The following is a 17511-nucleotide window of genomic DNA, read 5'->3' as shown; positions in this document are numbered from 1 at the left end:
GTAGGAGTCTATTTCTATGACACTAAGAGATTAAAGTAGGTGAATTATTATCGATATCATTGAAACTAGGGTAAGAGGTTTTATTGCTGATATTCAACACCCAAAACAAAAAAAGAAAATAAATATAAACGATTTGGAAATTCAGTTGCGCAAGCTTTTGGATGATTATTTTGAAATGGACGGCTATTCGTTGTTTTATCGTGCCATTGAAACATTGCAAGCGGAAGGACAACTGATTCCTATACCAAATAATCAATACAATGGAAGAAGCCCAGCGCTTGCCTTATATTACTGGGTTAATTTAAAAGTTCAAACGCTCAAATGGGATCGTTTCGAGATGATGAAATTAGGTGATCAGTTTGATTTTTCCTTTTATGAACGGCATCCCGAATGGCAAACGAAAGACGAGTGGAATCGAATCCAACATGTTTATACTTTTCTCCAATCCAATCAGGAAAGGGAAAACGTGTCATTTGAAGAAAGAAGTCTGGAGCTCTTTGGTCATGAAAAATTCTTACTAGACAATGATAGCTATCCGGATGGAAAAGGGTTTTTAGCTAGAATTGGAGTATCTGAAGAGCAGCTTAAAATGGTGAATTACGGGGAGCCTTTTGTATTTTGGATGAAACAAGGGAAAGAAATAAAAGATATTCAGCGGATTCTGATCGTCGAAAATCTATCATTCTTTCATACTTCCATTAAGTTATTGGAAGCCAATCAACTCGATTATGAACCTGAACTAATCATATATGGTGAAGGGACTAAAATCGAACGGAGCTTTTCCTTTTTCTTCAGAATGTTTCCGCCCAAACCCTATTTTTTCTATTACGCAGGAGACCTTGATGCCGCGGGATACGGGATCCTCATTCGGCTTATCGAAAAATACTCGGATTGCTGTATTCAGCCTGCTTTAAAAATATATCGCAAAATGCTTCAATGTCTAGAACAAAGGAATGACCAGAAACAAGGCCAAACACAAAACATCAAATACCGTGATGCATTCTTTCAATGGTTTACGGAAGAGGAGCAAGCCTTATTAATGCAATTTTGGCAAGAAAATAAGCGAATCCCACAAGAAGTCTTAAACATAGAAACATGGAGGCGATGGATGTGAACGAATCATGGGAAGGATTCGCCCAGCGTATGCAACGATTAAATCCACTGTTTGAGCTTGGTAGGGGAATGGAAGTGGGTGAGCTTAAACCTCATATCCAAACCATTCTCATGCAAGTGCTCCTGACCATCTTTTATAGAGAATTAAATGATGATGATCATAGACGCAAGTCAGATATCAAGTATATGGTGGAAGATTCCATTAAGCAAATGAAGCTTTTAGCAGACGATAGGCAAATTGAACGGATAACAAGCGGGCTCCTGTATCAGGGGAAAGAAGAGTATAGTAAACCGTTTGAAGCCTTATATTACGATGAAATAAGACAATCCTGGGAGACTCAGGTCTTCCGATATGTCACAATGGATGAATTATATACGAATTTAGAGATGGGCGGATCCATTGTTTATAAACTCACGGATGTTGCTCAGGAAATGATTTTTATGAGCAGGGAAATGGCTGAGGAATTCTCGATAACGATTGAACAACTCTACAGTATGCAGCTGATTAAAAATGGAAATTTTAGAAAAGCTACTCGAAACCTCGATCACCTCATTTCACGAGTAAACCGCTTAATGGCAAAGGAATTCTCCTTTCAAAAGGAAATGATCAACAATCCCAAAATCTTATTGATGGAAGAGGAATGGCAAAGGGCTGACAATCGTGTGGAAATTGAAAAGCAATTTGAAGAAGAAAAAAACCACTTCCGTACCATCACTAGTATGATTGATAAAACAAAACGAAGGAATGAAGAAGATGATTATATTCAGAAAGAATTGATTCTTCTCCAAGAAAAAATTGGCCATACAAGGCAATTGCACGATCGTTTTGCTAAGCTGGTTATTCAAAATATTTCCTATGAAATGAAATTAAAAGTGGAAAACCCTTCCTTGTTTTGGGAAAACAGTTTGGTCTCCTTTCGAGAGCATATTTATGAAAATGGGTTCATGAAGAATGGAATTCAAACTTTTACGGAAATCGAAACGGTGCTTTCTCCTTTATTTTCACCGAAGAATGAATTTATTTTGCCTCTTGATTGGATTTGGGGTGAGCAAGAATTCGATGAAAAACAACTAACCGATGCCGTAATTGAAGAGGAGGCAGAAGAAAGCATTACGCGTCTGCGAGTGACGAACTGGGAATCTGTTATTAAGGCATGGAGTTATGTTTTTCAATTCTTACAAACAAACGGAGAGTTTTCGTTAGCTGATTTAGCAGAGATGCCATTAGAAGTACAGGATTTATGGTTTGAAGAATCTGAAACGATTGACTTGTGGATGATGTTCGATAAAAAGCCACTGAAGGTTCAAGTGCTGTATCGAAAGGAAGAAACATTAAGCGATGAGAGGGAAATTCTTCTTTATAAACTAATGAAGGAATATCCTCAATTTCAAACTTTTGAGGGCACAAAAATCTTTACCGAGTTTGATCATAAAGCGGAGCCTTTCTTATGGTATCAAACGAAAATGACCCCTTTTAAACTATGTGTACAGGAGGAGAAAGGATGAATGCAGAAACGATCAAAAGAGCATCTGCTGTCTATTTTACTCTATTAAAAGATAAAGTAATCGACGAGAATAGTGAACACTTCCAGACTTATTTCGATCCGGAGGTGCGACAGACGGTTCTTTTATTAGCAGACGAATCTGGTACATATATCATTGAATCGCCAAAACGCATCCAATTAGTTGTCCAGCCAACCGGTTCCGTCTATGCTACGAATTTTACCCATATGAAAGAAAAGCATCGGCAAATCGAAAATAAGAAACATTTTCATCTTATTAGCGTTGTCATTATGTCATTTTTAGCGGCCATCGATCGCAACCAGGCTGCAAAAATTCGCACGAAGCGGGAAGGGATTAGCTATTACGCATTAGAACGGCAAGTCAACGACCTAATGATTCAATGGGATAGTATTCTTAAAGCTAAACCGACCTTCGGAGAAGACGAACGAATTGATATGAAGGAAGTTGTAACCATCTGGAAATACATGGAGGTTGACACGGACGACTATGGAGTAAAAAAAGGCAATAGACGGACAAGAATCGGTTTAATTGCCGGCGCAATGCGTTTATTAGAGACGGAGGGGCTGATCGTCATTCTTGATCGGGACGATATAGCTAAGGTGATACCAAAACAAGAGCTTTTTGAGCGAATTGAATACCTGTATCACGATTATGACCGTTATGAATTTTTTAAAAAATTAATGACATCAAAGGAGGATGAGCATGCCGAAGATTCATCGAATTAGAATTGTTAACCTGAAGTATGATGGCATGCAAAAGCAATATAAAGATACCACTTTTAATTTTCATAATGATGAGACATCAACCAATGGCCTCATTGCGATGATGAATGGGGGTGGGAAAGGTGTGTTCCTTCAAACGATCTTCCAAATACTCAAACCTGGGACTTCGTGGGGGAAACAAAACAATCGTTATTATCAACAGTTCTTCTTTAATAATAAAGAACAATTTATTCCATATACATTTCATGTACTTATTCAATGGGAATTGGATGGAGCTGACCGCCGGCATCTGATTACGGGAGGAATGTTCTCAGCCGAACAACGGATCTCGATGAGTGAAGAAAGTGGAAATGAAAGTAAAACATTGGAACAGGAAGCAAAGATCCTCCCTACTATTACCTTTTATACGAGAGAATTTGAACGGAAAGAAGAGGCAGCGCTTGACCATATTCCACTCTACGATAATGATGAGGTTGCTGAAATCGAAAGTTTAAAGGACTATTTAAAATGGAATGGATATGACGTTTACCGAGATACGAAGAAGCACTATCGCATCCTTGATACATACGGAATTAACCGTAAAGACTGGGATATTATGAAAGATATTAACAAGGATGAGGGCGGCGTTGGGAAATACTTTGAGGGAGCGGAGGATGATCATTCCCTGTTCCAAAAACGAATTGTTCCAACTGTTAGTCAAGTCTTGCTCAGGACGGAACATCAAAAGAACGATCTTGTGGAGATTTTCAAGAGTCAGGCAAGTATCGCTAAGGACCTGCCTGTTCTCTTAAAAAGAGAGCAAGCCCATAAAGAGTTTTTAGAAAACATTGTCCCTTTTGAAGAGCATCTAGCTAAAGGTGTTGAACATAAAGAAATTGTTCAAGCAAGTATACAGGCAGGAAGACAACTGCTGGGTGCTTTAGAGCATTTGAAGCAAACGGAAGAGGAAATGCAGCTTACTTTAGAAAAAGACATGGAGAAATTAATCCTAAGGCAAGCAGAACTACGCTATCAAAAAGACAACCTGGAGTATGCAAAAGCTCACAGAGAAGTTATGGATTGGGAAAAGAAATTAGTGGAAGAAAGGAAGAAGCATACTTCCTTACAAGCCATCGTTCTAGAGAAACAGGAGCGAAAAGAAGCGTTAGTATTTCAGGCTTTATTGAAAGAGTGGAGTGAAAACGAACAAACCATTCGCTCTCTTTCCCAGCAGATAGCCACATTGGAACAAAATAGTGGCTTAGAGCAAGTGAATCAAAGAATGGAAGAAATCAAACAAGAAGCTAAAAAGCAATGGGAGCAGTCCTATTTATCCATACAAGAAGCGATTAAGCAGTATGTGGGATATCAAAAGTTCTTAAAGAAAAAAGGAACGGAGCTGTCGCAACAGGATAAACAAAAGACAAAAAAGATTGCTCAGCTTAGTACTGAAATTGATTTTCTTTACACGCAGATGCATGCTTTTGAGTCGAAAGAAGCGGCACTAATCCAAGCATTTGGCGACCGCTTAAGCTATGACTTAATGGGCTTAATCGAAAGTCTTTTTAAACAAATTGAAGACAAAAAGGCTAGACTAGTAGAGGTGCAAGCAAAAGATAAAGAATCTAGTGAACGGCAAAACCAACTTGCGACTTCACATGGTACCCTCGTCCAATCGATTCAGTTTTCAGAAGAAAAATGTGAAGAATTAAACCTAGCAAATGAAGAGCAAATGCAAAGAGAAGCAAAATTATTGGATAAACTTCATGGTTTATTAGATGATGCCACAGCGCCGTTTACTCACTCGCTCTTATCGAAGTATTCTATACAAATAGAAGAAATACTAAGCAATAATCGACAACAAGCTGAACAAATTAAAAAAGACCTATGGGAAACACAACTCGACCATTCCTTAAACGATGAGCCCTTTTGGGTCGCAAATAAAGATGTAAAAGAATTAAAGGAATGGATCGATGAGAAGACTGGCATTGATGTGTTTTATGGTACCCAATTTCTCCAATCCTTACGTGCTGAGGACCTAGCGAATAACCTTATGAAGTATCCACTCCTTCCATACGGTTTGGTCGTAAGCGGGCAGCAATGGCAAAAAATAAATCAGCAGGTTCTTTCCGGAAGAATGTTCAAAAGTCCTGTTCCGATTTTCTTGCGGGAGGAAATGAACAGCGAATATCATCAAACTTCCTTTGTGATCATTAACGGAACCGAGCAAGAGCTATTAACGGATAAAAACCAATTCACCAACTGGAAAATAAAGATTGCTAAACAAATAGAAGAAAAGAAAGATACACTCCTTGAAATTGAAAAAACAGAAACCTCCTTACGTCGTGTTTTAAAGGAAATCGATCGATTTTTATCAAGCGATCTTTCTATTGATATCGAAAAAGCTCTCAATCAGGAACAAAACGCGCTTCTTTCTAAGAAAAAAAATTTACAGGAAATCAAAGCACAAGAAGAAAAAGAAAAAGAATTGCAACTTCAGCTAAAAGAACAGCTGGAGAATACAAAAAGTAAAATAGAAAAGCTTACAAAAGATGTGGAAACATTAGAGGATTTTGATCAAGAAAAAACTCTTCATCAAGAAAATAAACGAGTGAAATTAGAGAAAGAGAAACAAAAGGAAGCCTTAGGTTCTCAGCAGCAAGAAATAGGAAAAGAGCTCCAAAATACAGTTGAACTGCAAAACCAGTGGAATCAAACGTATTTAGAATGGAAGCTGACATCCGAACAAACTATAAAGGAGATCAGGTTCTTTATAGAAGAAGCGGTTTTTCCTACTGATGAAAAAGCAGATCCATGTGATGAGGTCCCTCATCTTTCATCACATTTATTAGAAAAGATAAACGGAAGTATTGGAGAGCTAAAACAGCTCCAGAAATCAAAGGAAGAACAGGCTAAAGAATTACTCGTTATTCAAGCAAAAAAAGAAACCGAACAAAAGCAGCAAAAGAAATTAGAGAAAAAACTCAATGCTCATGATGAGGGTTGGAATAAAGCTCCAGAACCAGATGAACCTATCAGTATCTTAGAAAATATGCTGCAAACCGCACAGAAGGAAGCGAAGGCAGCGGAAAAAGAAGAACGTGTACAAGGAACTGCTGTAACCGTCGCGGAAACGTCCTTAAAGCATGCAACTGAACAACGTGAAAAGTCAGGAAAGAAAGTCGAGAAGCATGAAAAACAGCCTGAAGAATGGGCAGATCTTGACTTAGTGGTAAAAGAAGTAGAAATTAAAGACCAAACAAAGTTGACGAAAGAGGAAGTAAAGCAGGCTGAGAAACGCAAAAAAGAAACTGAAAATAATATTACTGGCTATGAAGGAGATTTATTAACCTTATCCGTAATCCTAAAGGAAGAAGCGGGAGTATTTACGAATGAGGATGTAGAAAAAATTAAGACTCAAGGCAAAGCATGTATCTTATCCTGGTGTGAAGATCATCAAGCAATACAGGAAGAGGGGCAAGAGAAGCATGCGAAAATCGATCAATCCCTGCGCAATTTAAAGCTCACGATAGAAGGAAAAGATTGGGAGATTCGCTTTAAAAATGAAATATTAACCACACTAGACCATATGGATACAAGGCATTATACACATATCCAGAGCATCGTTAAAAACATGAAGCGTTTTTCACAAAGTGGGTTGGAACAATTAGAACGCGACAAAGAAAGGGCAGAAAAGGCTCAAAACTTCTGGGCAAGCCGTGCCAGCATGAAAGTGATGAGCATTTCAGAGGCGATTCGTTCGATGGTTGCGAAAATGAAGCTGAAAAATGAACGAGGATCCTTTCCGCTCGTTCAGCTCAAAGAAGACATCTTACCTAAAAAGGCGGAAGATATCGAACCACTGCTAAAGCAGCATTTTGTAGCTGCTATTAACAAAATCACTAAACAATTTGATATGATTGATGATCATAATCGCGCCTTAGACGAAGAAATAAAACAACTGATAAGTGATGAGCAAATTTTATTTGTATCACTCCGAAATCGATATCCTGAGCTGCTCGTCTATAATATGCGAACGGATAATGCCTTTATGTACGGGAAACCTCAAAGAGAGCATTATTCAACCTGGCAGACTATTAATCAAGGTTCTAGGACGAAATCCGATGGCAGCGGCGGACAGAAGTTATCAGCTCGAATGGTGATGATGATGATGTTATTATCCGTTAAAAGCGAAACAGATCAAAGCTGGGTGCCTTTAGTTTGTGATAATCCGTTCGGACAAGCAGCATCGGCACACGTCCTTGACCCGATTTTCGCCGTGGCCGAAAAACTAAAGTTCCAATTCATTGTTGTCACTCCGCCCGAACTGGTGAAAACAGAAATCAGCCAAAGATTTGATTCCTATTATAAATTGGACTTCATTCGTGAAAAAGGAAAAGAAATTGTTTCGGACACGATTGTTCCAGCCTTTCGGATTTACCAGGGAGAGGCAGTCCTTCAATAAGGTAACACAATGATAGAATCGAGGATTAGGGGAAAAAATCTCACTTTCTGTATAGAAGGTGGGATTTTTATTTGTATTAGGGAAAACGTGTAATAAATAAGAAGACCACGGTGCAATACCGAGGTCATCAGTTAGCGGCATAGGCCCTTTTATTAAGCTGTGTCCATATTATGGGTATAATTCAGTTCTCATCGATCCTAGCGAGCAAAAATAATTAACCTCTTATTACTTTGATAAAAGTTTTAATTTAATAACTTCGTCGTATTTTGTACACGATACAAAGCATCCTCTTATTTTCTAGTAACAACGACAATAATGTAATTCTTTTTTATAAAGAAATAACACCTAAAATTAGTGCGGCTAATACCATCACCGTAGTGGTTCCTAGTGCCCATTTAATTAAGAATCTCTGTAAATCACTAAATTCAATTCCTACCATACCTATTAATAAATGTGCGGCTGCTACTAAAGGACTTAGAACGTGGACAGGCTGTCCCAATATGGCGGCACGGCCGATTTCGGCAGCGCTAATGCCATAAGACTCGGCGGCTTGGGCAATAATCGGAAGTACCCCAAAATAAAAGGCATTATTTGACATAAAAAAAGTAAAAGGAGCGCTTAAAAAAGCCACGATTACTGGTAAATGCTGCCCCAATGCTTCAGGAATCAATGACACTAAAGTAGTAGCCATGGCATCAATCATTTTCGTTCCTGACATAATACCTGTAAAAATACCAGCTGCAATAACAATGGAGACGACCGCTACTGCGTTGCTTGCGTGTGAAGAGATTCGTTCTTGTTGCTCTTTTATATTTGGATAATTAACTAATAAAGCAATAGCAAATGCAACCATAAATAAAATCATGAGTGGAATAACATCCATAATTAACAAAACTAAAAGAATGAGGGTTAAAGCAAAGTTAAACCATACCAGTTTTGGACGGCGATAGTTAAACTCCATTTTTGCATCCATTTCAGCCGTACTGGCCACTTCTCGAAATGCATCAATATCTATAACTCCAAGTCTCCTGCGTTCCATTTTTCCGAAAATAAAGGATATAACCAGAACCCATAAAAGCCCAAAGCCCATGACAGGAATGAGTGGCAGAAACAGCTCAGATGAGTCAAGTTTCAATGAAGTCATCGCCATTGCAGAAGCTCCACCCCAAGGAGTCATATTCATTACTCCCATTGAGGACATGGCTACTCCTGCAAGAATTAGAGGATTCATTCTTAGACGTTTATAAAGCGGAAGCAGGGAAGAAACCGTAATCATATAGGTTGTGGTTCCATCACCATCTAAAGCAACCATCATCGACAGGACAGCTGTACCTACAACAATTTTTAAAGGATCACCTTTGACGATTTTTAAAATTTTGGCAATAAGGGGTTCGAATAAACCAGTATCAATCATCAGTCCAAAGTACAAAATGGCGAAAAAGATCATAATGGCGGTAGGGGCAATAGCTTTTACCCCCTCAAACATCATCGTACCCAAATCATTCGCATAACCCCCTATTAGACCAAATAGGATGGGAATGAGCATGAGGGAGACAAGGGGTGTTAGCCGTTTTGACATAATTAAATACATAAAAACTGCAACCATAGAAAATCCCAAAAAAGATAGCATACGTTAAATCCTCCTTTGTTATTAATTGTGGGTTCAACAAATCTTAGTAAATAACAAATTATTTTTTACTTAAATTTTTTCATAGAGTAAAGTAAATTAATAACAAGACTAGAAGAGTGTACCCACTGTTCACTAATTGATAGCGCTTTCTAAGAAAGATTAACATGTTGATATTCAAAGGAATATATAAAACAAATAATTTTAATTTTTTCCATAAATATCTTTTTTTTTATTTTTTTCACGTAAAAATCTAAAATTTCTGCGAACTCACATAATAACAAACATTAAAATTGATAGAATTGAACCTAATATTAGAATAGTGCTATTATTGATATATAATATGAACAATCACATCTTCTGAGATATTTAGCGAGGGGAAACCAGTTGGGCAAAAAAATAAAAAAACCACGACTGTTAACACAAATGGTTGTATTTTTTTCCACTATTATTTTAATTACTATTGTTTCTGTAAGTGCTCTTTTTTCCATGATGATTGACGATATGATTAAAACTTCATTGGGTAACCAGGCTATGGCAGTAGCGAAGATGACGTCTCAAAAGGAACATATTATCGATGCATTTAAGGAGCCCAATCCTTCTTTAACTATACAGCCCATTGCAGAAGAAATACGGAAATCCACAGGAGCCGGCTATGTAGTAATTGGCAATAAAGAAAATATTCGGTACTCTCACCAGATAACAAAATATATAGGAAAGCCGATGGGTTCAAGCAACAAACTGGTATTTGAAAATAATGCCTCCATTATATATGAAGGAACTGGAATTTCAGGAAAGGCGATTAAGGCAAAAACCCCTATTTATAATAAGGACGGAGAAATAATTGGTGTATCGTCCGTTGGTTTCTTAACCTCAGAAGTAGAGGGAAAAGTACATAGCTACCGTCTTAAGTTACTTCAGTTTTCTATTTTTATTTTGTTATTTGGGATAACTGGGGCAGTTATTATATCAAAGAGGGTAAAGAAACTAATTTTTAACCTTGAGCCAGAAGAAATATCCTTTTTGTTTAAAGAAAAAGAAGCTACCTTAGAATCAATTAGAGATGCCACTGTTGCAGTCAACATAGACGGTGAAGTAACTTCCATCAATAAACGGGCAAGAGAGTTGTTGAAACACGATGAGATCGAGAAGGGGATGAGAATTAAGCATAGCCGTCTACACGCTCTAATAGAATCCGTAATGGGCAGTCAACAAAATATTATTAATCAAAAGGTAATTTTTGGTGACCAATTAAATTTGGTTGACGCATCACCGATTCTGGAGAAACAAAGAACACGAGGTGCCGTATTAACCATCCGGCCTGTTTCCGAAATAGAGGAAATTATAGATGAGATTTCAAAAGTACAAAACGTTTCTGACCATATCCGCGCGCAAAATCATGAATATTTAAATAGATTAAACACTATTTATGGATTGATTACCCTTGAACAGTATGACGAAGCAAGGGAACTTATTTCAGAAGAAGTCAAAGAACGTCAAGATATTGTGGTTTTTTTAACTTCTTCAGTTAAAGATCCTTTTATTGCGGCTTGTCTGCTTGGAAAAATAAATCGATCAAAGGAATTAAAAGTAGAACTTGAAATCGATAAAGACAGCAACCTGGAAGATATCCCCTCTACATTAAATACTAAATTATTTGTATCCATACTTGGTAATTTAATAGATAATGCCATGGAGGCAGCTGTTCGGGCTAATTCTAATGGCGCCTATGTAAAAGTTTCCTTCACAGATATTGGAAGCGATATCATTTTTGATATAGAAGACAACGGTAAAGGTATCCCTGAAGAATGGCAGGAGATGATTTTTATTCAAGGATTTACGACAAAAGAAGGAGAAAATCATGGACTAGGACTAGCCATTGTTAAAAATGCCTTAAAAAAACTGGATGGGGAGATTTTTATTTCTACAAGTGATTCAGGCGGAGCTCAATTTACAATCGTTTTACCAAAAGGCAGCTAAGAGAGGGGTATTAAGGATGACCAAGGAACTAATCAAAGTAATGATTATAGAAGATGATGAAACAGCGGCTAAAATTTATGAAAAATTTACTGATAAAGCAAAAGGATTTCAAGTAGTCGCCATTGCAAATACGGGGAAGCAGGCACTTGATATGTTGAATGTATTTACTCCCGATCTTATTTTGCTCGATGTCTTTCTTCCTGATATGAATGGGACAGATTTATTATGGGAGATTAGAAGAAAACTGAGAAGTATGGACGTAATTATGATAACAGCAGCTAATGATGTTGGCACTGTAAGCGAAGCAATCAGGGGAGGAGCATACAGTTACATCCTTAAACCCATTATGATAAACAAGTTTCTTGAAGTGCTGGAACAGTTCAAAGAGACTAGAGAAAAACTAGTCAAATTAACAATTGTTGAACAGGAAGATGTTAACGATTTTTTTAGAGTAAAACAACCACGGGAAGCGGTTTTAGCCCAGGAGGAACCACCTGAAATACTGCCTAAGGGAATTGATAAACATACATTAAAAAAAGTCAGGAAACAAATAAAGGATATAAATGAAAACATAAATGCAGATGATTTTTCAAAAATAATCGGAGCCAGTCATTCTACTGGCAGGAGATATCTTGAGTATTTAGTTGCAATTAATGAGATGGAAGTAGAAGTTATTTACGGAACCATAGGACGCCCTGAAAGGAGATATCGGAAGAAGTAATCTGGGCATTTTTTCTTAGAACAGTTCATTATTTTAGAAAGAATAAACCCGACTAAGATTGTGCACGCCTTAATCGGGTTATTTTTATTTTCATTTGCTTTTCTTGCCAAACTCCATGTTTTCAGCACAAGAAGTGAATGAGGAATTAAACATATTTCTTGCTGAATATTCAGCAAGCCAATCAGGTAATGTATTTCGTTGGTTAGATGCGCGTTCGTGTTCAATTCTCTCCCGTCCTTTCCTCATCCATTTTTGTAATGTTTCTGGAAAATTATTTTCTTCAAAAGAGAATACCGCAATTTCAGCAATCGCAGGTGGAAAAGGACTTTTTCGAATGTGGTTTTTCACCTTCGCCATTACCTTTTCATAATCCATTTCAGAACAAAATTGGAACCATTGCTGGACTGTCTCGTCCTTAAAAATGCAGTTGGGATAAACCGATTCAATAAGTATTAAAAGTTTGACTACCTCTTCCTTGGTCAATGCGATTCCTCCTCTAATATAATTTTCCCTTCATGAATCAGCCATTCCACCCGGTCAGACATGGATTCCTTTTTTGACTTTTTAGGCTGTTTGCCGCTTTTCTACGCTTCTAGTATTGACTTGATGGCCTTTTCGCAAAACAACGCGCTGTAAGTTATAATAAAAGTGGATGGTTAAATTTATGATAATTTGGATGGTAATTAATTATTATGAACATTGGGCTTTTTTAAAGTTCATAACAAACGATTAATAATATTAATAAAGAAACATAATAGTTAGACTACATTACATAATAAGGACTGAAATATATGGATTGGAAACCAGATCGCCAAGCCAAAAAAGCTATCTATAAACAACTTGCTGATTATATCGAAAATGGAATTGCAGATGGTACTTTTCCTCCAGATAAACCATTACCTTCTGAAAGAAATTTAGCTAAGGACCTTAACATAAATAGAAGTACAGTAGTTGCAGCATATGATGAATTGGAGTCCAATGGACTAATACAAAGGAATAGAGGAAGCGGGACGACCATAAGTAAAGATATCTGGGGAATTACCAAGAAACGTATACCGAACTGGAACAGGTATATTGAAGCAGGTTCGTTTTTACCTAACTTGCCTATAACACAGAGGATAAGGAAGGAAGCAGTAAAACAGAAGTTAATCAATCTAGCTAGCGGCGAACTGTCAGAGGATCTTTTTCCGCTTAAATACTTAAGTGAGATTACTTCTTCTAGATCGTTTATAGGAAGCTTAGGTTATGATCACCCGCAAGGAAACGCAATATTAAGAGAAACGATTGCAAAGCATGTTAAGCAATATAGAAAAATTGAAACAAATCCTTCATCCATTTTAATTACATCTGGGGCACAACAAGCATTGCACTTGGTGGTTCAATGCCTATTAAAACAAGGAGATGCAGTTGCATTGGAAGATCCCTCATATAACTATAATCTTCCGATTTTTAAATCAGCAGGACTGAGACCTTATTTCATACCTGTAAACCAAGATGGAATCAACCCAGATGACTTACTTTCATTACATAAAAAGCATCGAATCCGAATGATATTTTTGAATCCTGCTTTTCAAAATCCAACAGGAGCTTTACTTCAGGAAAAGCAACGGAAAGCGATCTTAGAAATTTCTTCAGAACATGGTATACCCGTGGTTGAGGATGATCCTTATAGTTTAACCTCGTTTACAGGGGAAAAGATTTCTACTCTAAAATCAATGGATATTAACGGAAATGTCTTATATATTAGCTCTTTAACAAAGATCGTTGCTTCTGGATTAAGAATTGGTTGGATTATAGGACCCACACCTGTTATTGAGAGATTATCCGATGCGAAGCAGCAAATTGATTTTGGTCATGCAAGTTTTACTCAGTGGATCGCAAATGATTTTTTAGAATCGGAAAATTTCCATTCTCATATCGAAAATTTAAACAAACAATTAGAAAAGAGAAGAGACCAAATTATTACTAGTCTTATATTTTATTTAAAGGATAAAGTTGATTTCTCCATCCCTCAGGGAGGAATTCATATATGGTGCAGGATAAAAAAAGAGGTGAATGAAATGCAATTACTGGAGGAATCAATCAGCAGAGGAGTTATTTATGTCCCAGGTTACACGATGGGGTCCAAAAAAGGTTTTGTTCGTTTTACATTTGCTAGGGAAAATGAAGAATTAATACATGAAGGAATTAAAAGGTTTGCGGAGGCACTAGGGTCTATTTAATACTTAAAGTTTGAAAGGATCATGTTCTTAGTATTACCCTAACATTCATTTCGGCAAATCCATTTCAGTTATGTTATAATACTATCAAATCAATGATAAGCGCTCGAATTTTAATTTTTTTATTTAATATATTTCTAGCAAATATATTTTGAAATTCACTTTTCAATTAATACCCAAGCAGCTGAAAGTCCATTCCTCTCAAGAAACCACGGTATAAGAGCGGTAATCAAATAATTTTATCAAGGAGTGAATTAAATGGTTATTCGAAGTAAAGCCGATGTTGAGCTCTTTTGTGAGAGGTTTGGTGATTTGGCCAGCTGGGATGGTTCGAAGCACTACATTGCCCTACAAGATGATCAAAACAACGGCACTGTTACATTTATGCGATATCCTGATGGCACGCTTACTGCACATAGGAAGTATCAAGCTTTTTGGGATATAAATGAGCTTCCGGTTGATAATAAAGATATATGGCGGTATAGAAAAGTGCTAAACAGTTACTTGAAAAATTTCAAAAGTTATTAAAGGCGACTCCAATTTCAGGGTCGCTTTCTTCGTTTTCTAGTATCAATATGTGATAAGCTCTCCTCCATTACACAATAACCCAAATTTAGATATTCAGCATAATTCTTATCCTTTCCATAGATAATATAACTAATTAATAAAAGGAGATGATGAGGATGAAAACTAAGGATGATTTTCTAACTGGAGCAAAAGTAACAAAAGATAATCAAATTTATGGAACACCTAATAGTAAAAGTAAAAATGGTACCGGTGACTCACCAAATGATAATACTGAAAAGAATAAAAAGGGACTTGATCGTTAAATAAACAGCCAAGATATTCTTGGCTGCTTTTTTTCACCATTAAAACGGATGGTAATTTCAATTTATTCCAAACACAAGTACCAGGAGATGGAAGCTATGTCTGCTTTTTGTCCGGAAATATGGCCGGAGGAACCGACCCCTGTTAACCTTGAAGATTGCCATGAATGCGGTCTTTATAAGCACGGATCACGTATGGTCTGGGGAGAAGGAAATCCAGAAGCGCCTATAATGGTTATACTAGATAACCCAGGAGCCAGAGAGGATCGAGAAGGGAATCTAATTGTTTGCGGAACAAGACAAACATTACAACAAGCTGCCAGAGAAGTTGGCTTGAAGACGGACGACCTTTACGTGACTTTTATCCTAAAAAGAAGACCGGTGCGTGCTTATGAAAAAGATCATGTGCGCCAAACCTGTATGGTTCATTTAGAACAACAGATACTACATAAAAAGCCCAATCTTATTCTATGCTTAGGAAATGTAGCCGTCCAATCCTTTTTTCAAAATTCTGAAGTTGATGTTAAGACATTGCGAGGTACTTGGCACAATGTTCATGGATATCAGACAGCGGTGGCTTACCATCCGTTGGCTGTAAGGCGGCGTCCTAACTTATGGTCTTTGTTTTTAAGTGATTGGGCGTTTGTTGCAGAGCGCTACCATAATTTGAATTTTTAGTAGATTTACTGAAAAAATGATGTACACTCTAAATAAAGAATTAACCAAAATTGAAAAGTTATAAATAAAAAAAAGGGAGTTCGGGAGAAAAATTTCCGAACTCTTTTTTTCTGTGAAATACGTTTATTACCTATGTTGTTTCCCAAGGAACTCCTATCAAATTTGGCATCATTCTTCTATTTAATCGAGGCTCTACACACAATAATGGATGAATAAAGAAGATTGCTTTTTGCCGATTTGCTTCTTAAAAAAAGGGATGAAAAATTAGTGAACTAGGAACAGGTTCTGCTATTATGAAAGCAGCATCTAGTTCCTTGAAAAAACTATCGTTTGAACTATACGGTAAAAATCCAAATATTATTTTTGCAGACTCAGATCTTGATGAAGGAGTTGAAACGACGATTAAATCAAGTTTCATTAACCAAGGTGCAGGGGATTCATTTACGGCAAGATTCGCACACATTGGGCAGGTAAGCGTCCATTTTTAAAAACGGAGAAAAGGAGATACCAATATTATGAGTCAATACAAGGATATTGCCAATTACCTTGTTTCAGCGGAGGAAGATCGGCGTGAAGTTCCGAAGGTAACAGTGAACATGAAGCCGGATTTATCGGTGGAGGAAGCGTATCTTGTTCAACAAGAAATCGTAAACCGCAAATTAAATGAAGGAAGAAGAATAGTTGGTCCTAAGATGGGCTTAACAAGCTTTGCCAAAATGAAGCAAATGGGCATTGAAGAGCCTATTTATGGATATGTGTTTGATTATATGTTGATAGAAAATGGCGGTAAAGTCCGTTTAAGTGATTTGATCCATCCGAAAGTGGAAGCAGAGATTGCATTTGTGATAGGAGAAGATATTGAAGGCCCAGGCATAACAGGCGCCCAGGTTCTCGTAAAAACGGAATACGTTCTTCCAGCGTTGGAAATTATCGACAGCCGTTATGAAAACTTCCTGTTTACTTTACCGGATGTGATTGCTGATAATGCCTCAACGTCACGAGTTGTGTTGGGCACCACCTTAAAAAAACCGGAACAATTTGAACTGGACCTTGTCGGAGCTACGCTTACGATTAATGGTGAAATCAAGGAATTGGGCGCAGGGGCTGCTGTCCTTGGCCACCCAGCCCACTCTGTGGCGATGCTTGCCAATATGCTGGCAAGAAAGGGTGAAAAGGTTCGTAAGGGTGACGTGATTATTACTGGCGGCATTACTGCTGCCGTTAAGTTGAACTTTGGCGATGTTGTCAGCGGGAAATTTGATGGTTTTGGCGAAGTGTCTTTTACCGTGACAGATTAATAATTGTAGAGAGCAGGGATTTTCATGCCTATTATTCATGTGCAAATGATGGAAGGTAGACCGAAAGAAAAAGTAGCTGAATTAATTCGCAATGTCACGACCACCGTATCTGAAACATTGGATTCACCGAAGGAGAATATAAGAGTTCTCGTAACCGAGATTCCTAAAACGCATTGGGGAAAAGCTGGGGAGCCGGTTGAAAAATAGAAAATGACTGAGCATGGTGGTAAAACCGTCATGCTTAAATTTAATACTATTCTGAAAGCGGTTCCTGGGGGAGGGGAAATGGCTTGTATTCGAAAATAAGAAAGATAATTAGAGTACAAAAAACCGACTTCCATTAGGAAATCGGTTTTTT

General features: G+C 37.4%; 14 protein-coding genes and 2 pseudogenes. 13 read left to right on the top strand and 3 right to left on the bottom strand.

All coding sequences use genetic code 11. The features are described 5' to 3' along the window. Positions 1-145: 145 nt before the first annotated feature. The 4 genes from QF028_RS16710 to QF028_RS16695 are packed head-to-tail and all read left to right on the top strand — an operon-like array spanning position 146 to position 7803. On the top strand, positions 146-1114 hold the full coding sequence (locus tag QF028_RS16710; protein ID WP_429467044.1) for a Wadjet anti-phage system protein JetD domain-containing protein: 969 nt from the start codon (positions 146-148) through the stop codon (positions 1112-1114). Beyond that, the gene (locus tag QF028_RS16705) at positions 1105-2619 is read left to right on the top strand and encodes a hypothetical protein (RefSeq protein ID WP_429467042.1); all 1515 of its coding nucleotides are present in this window, start codon (positions 1105-1107) and stop codon (positions 2617-2619) included. The genes QF028_RS16710 and QF028_RS16705 overlap by 10 nt, the downstream gene beginning before the upstream one ends. Further along, positions 2616-3362 (top strand): DUF6063 family protein, encoded by a 747-nt coding sequence (locus tag QF028_RS16700; protein ID WP_429467040.1) that lies wholly within the window; start codon positions 2616-2618, stop codon positions 3360-3362. Before QF028_RS16705 ends, QF028_RS16700 begins: the two co-directional genes overlap by 4 nt. Next, positions 3340-7803: a hypothetical protein gene (locus tag QF028_RS16695; protein ID WP_429467038.1), complete on the top strand. Its 4464-nt coding sequence runs from the start codon at positions 3340-3342 to the stop codon at positions 7801-7803. Before QF028_RS16700 ends, QF028_RS16695 begins: the two co-directional genes overlap by 23 nt. Before the next feature lie 328 nt (positions 7804-8131). On the opposite strand, the gene QF028_RS16690 is transcribed toward QF028_RS16695, so the two are convergent. Next, entirely contained in the window at positions 8132-9433 is a 1302-nt protein-coding gene (locus tag QF028_RS16690) for a CitMHS family transporter (protein ID WP_429467036.1), read from the bottom strand. A 384-nt stretch (positions 9434-9817) separates the two neighbouring features. Here QF028_RS16690 and QF028_RS16685 point away from each other — a divergent pair, with 384 nt between their 5' ends. Further along, positions 9818-11410 carry an ATP-binding protein gene (locus QF028_RS16685; RefSeq protein WP_410883644.1) on the top strand — a complete coding sequence of 531 codons (1593 nt, stop codon included), beginning with the start codon at positions 9818-9820 and terminating at the stop codon, positions 11408-11410. A gap of 16 nt (positions 11411-11426) precedes the next feature. Next, positions 11427-12131, top strand: a complete 705-nt coding sequence (locus QF028_RS16680; protein ID WP_410883646.1) for a response regulator — start codon at positions 11427-11429, stop codon at positions 12129-12131. Between the two features lie 90 nt (positions 12132-12221). Here QF028_RS16680 and QF028_RS16675 read toward each other — a convergent pair whose 3' ends face one another. Next, on the bottom strand, positions 12222-12614 hold the full coding sequence (locus QF028_RS16675; RefSeq protein WP_429467033.1) for a replicative helicase loader/inhibitor: 393 nt from the start codon (positions 12612-12614) through the stop codon (positions 12222-12224). Between the two features lie 308 nt (positions 12615-12922). Between QF028_RS16675 and QF028_RS16670 the strand changes: the two genes are divergently transcribed. From QF028_RS16670 to QF028_RS16655, 4 genes are all read left to right on the top strand, one after another. Then, positions 12923-14353 (top strand): PLP-dependent aminotransferase family protein, encoded by a 1431-nt coding sequence (locus QF028_RS16670; RefSeq protein WP_215003464.1) that lies wholly within the window; start codon positions 12923-12925, stop codon positions 14351-14353. A 255-nt stretch (positions 14354-14608) separates the two neighbouring features. Next, the gene (locus QF028_RS16665; protein WP_429467031.1) at positions 14609-14878 is read left to right on the top strand and encodes a hypothetical protein; all 270 of its coding nucleotides are present in this window, start codon (positions 14609-14611) and stop codon (positions 14876-14878) included. A 155-nt stretch (positions 14879-15033) separates the two neighbouring features. Then, entirely contained in the window at positions 15034-15180 is a 147-nt protein-coding gene (locus tag QF028_RS16660; RefSeq protein WP_168243078.1) for a hypothetical protein, read from the top strand. A gap of 96 nt (positions 15181-15276) precedes the next feature. Next, positions 15277-15855 (top strand): uracil-DNA glycosylase, encoded by a 579-nt coding sequence (locus QF028_RS16655; RefSeq protein WP_429467028.1) that lies wholly within the window; start codon positions 15277-15279, stop codon positions 15853-15855. Positions 15856-15988: 133 nt separating this feature from the next. Here QF028_RS16655 and QF028_RS16650 read toward each other — a convergent pair. After that, a pseudogene (locus tag QF028_RS16650) lies at positions 15989-16116 on the bottom strand (amidohydrolase family protein); the annotation flags it as partial. An 8-nt stretch (positions 16117-16124) separates the two neighbouring features. Here QF028_RS16650 and QF028_RS16645 point away from each other — a divergent pair. From QF028_RS16645 to QF028_RS16635, 3 genes and pseudogenes are all read left to right on the top strand, one after another. Continuing rightward, a pseudogene (locus QF028_RS16645) lies at positions 16125-16283 on the top strand (aldehyde dehydrogenase family protein); the annotation flags it as partial. Positions 16284-16370: 87 nt separating this feature from the next. Then, positions 16371-17153, top strand: coding sequence for a 2-keto-4-pentenoate hydratase (locus QF028_RS16640; protein ID WP_429467026.1), 783 nt, complete (start codon positions 16371-16373; stop codon positions 17151-17153). Positions 17154-17177: 24 nt separating this feature from the next. Next, positions 17178-17360 carry a 4-oxalocrotonate tautomerase gene (locus tag QF028_RS16635; RefSeq protein WP_088086684.1) on the top strand — a complete coding sequence of 61 codons (183 nt, stop codon included), beginning with the start codon at positions 17178-17180 and terminating at the stop codon, positions 17358-17360. The last annotated feature ends 151 nt before the right edge of the window (positions 17361-17511 follow it).

Origin of the sequence: Neobacillus sp. B4I6 (genome assembly GCF_050434045.1) — a bacterium.
In the GTDB taxonomy this organism is placed as follows: Bacteria; Bacillota; Bacilli; order Bacillales; family Cytobacillaceae; genus Neobacillus.
Note: the sequence above shows the minus strand (reverse complement) of the source record. Positions and strands in the feature narration are given on the sequence as shown.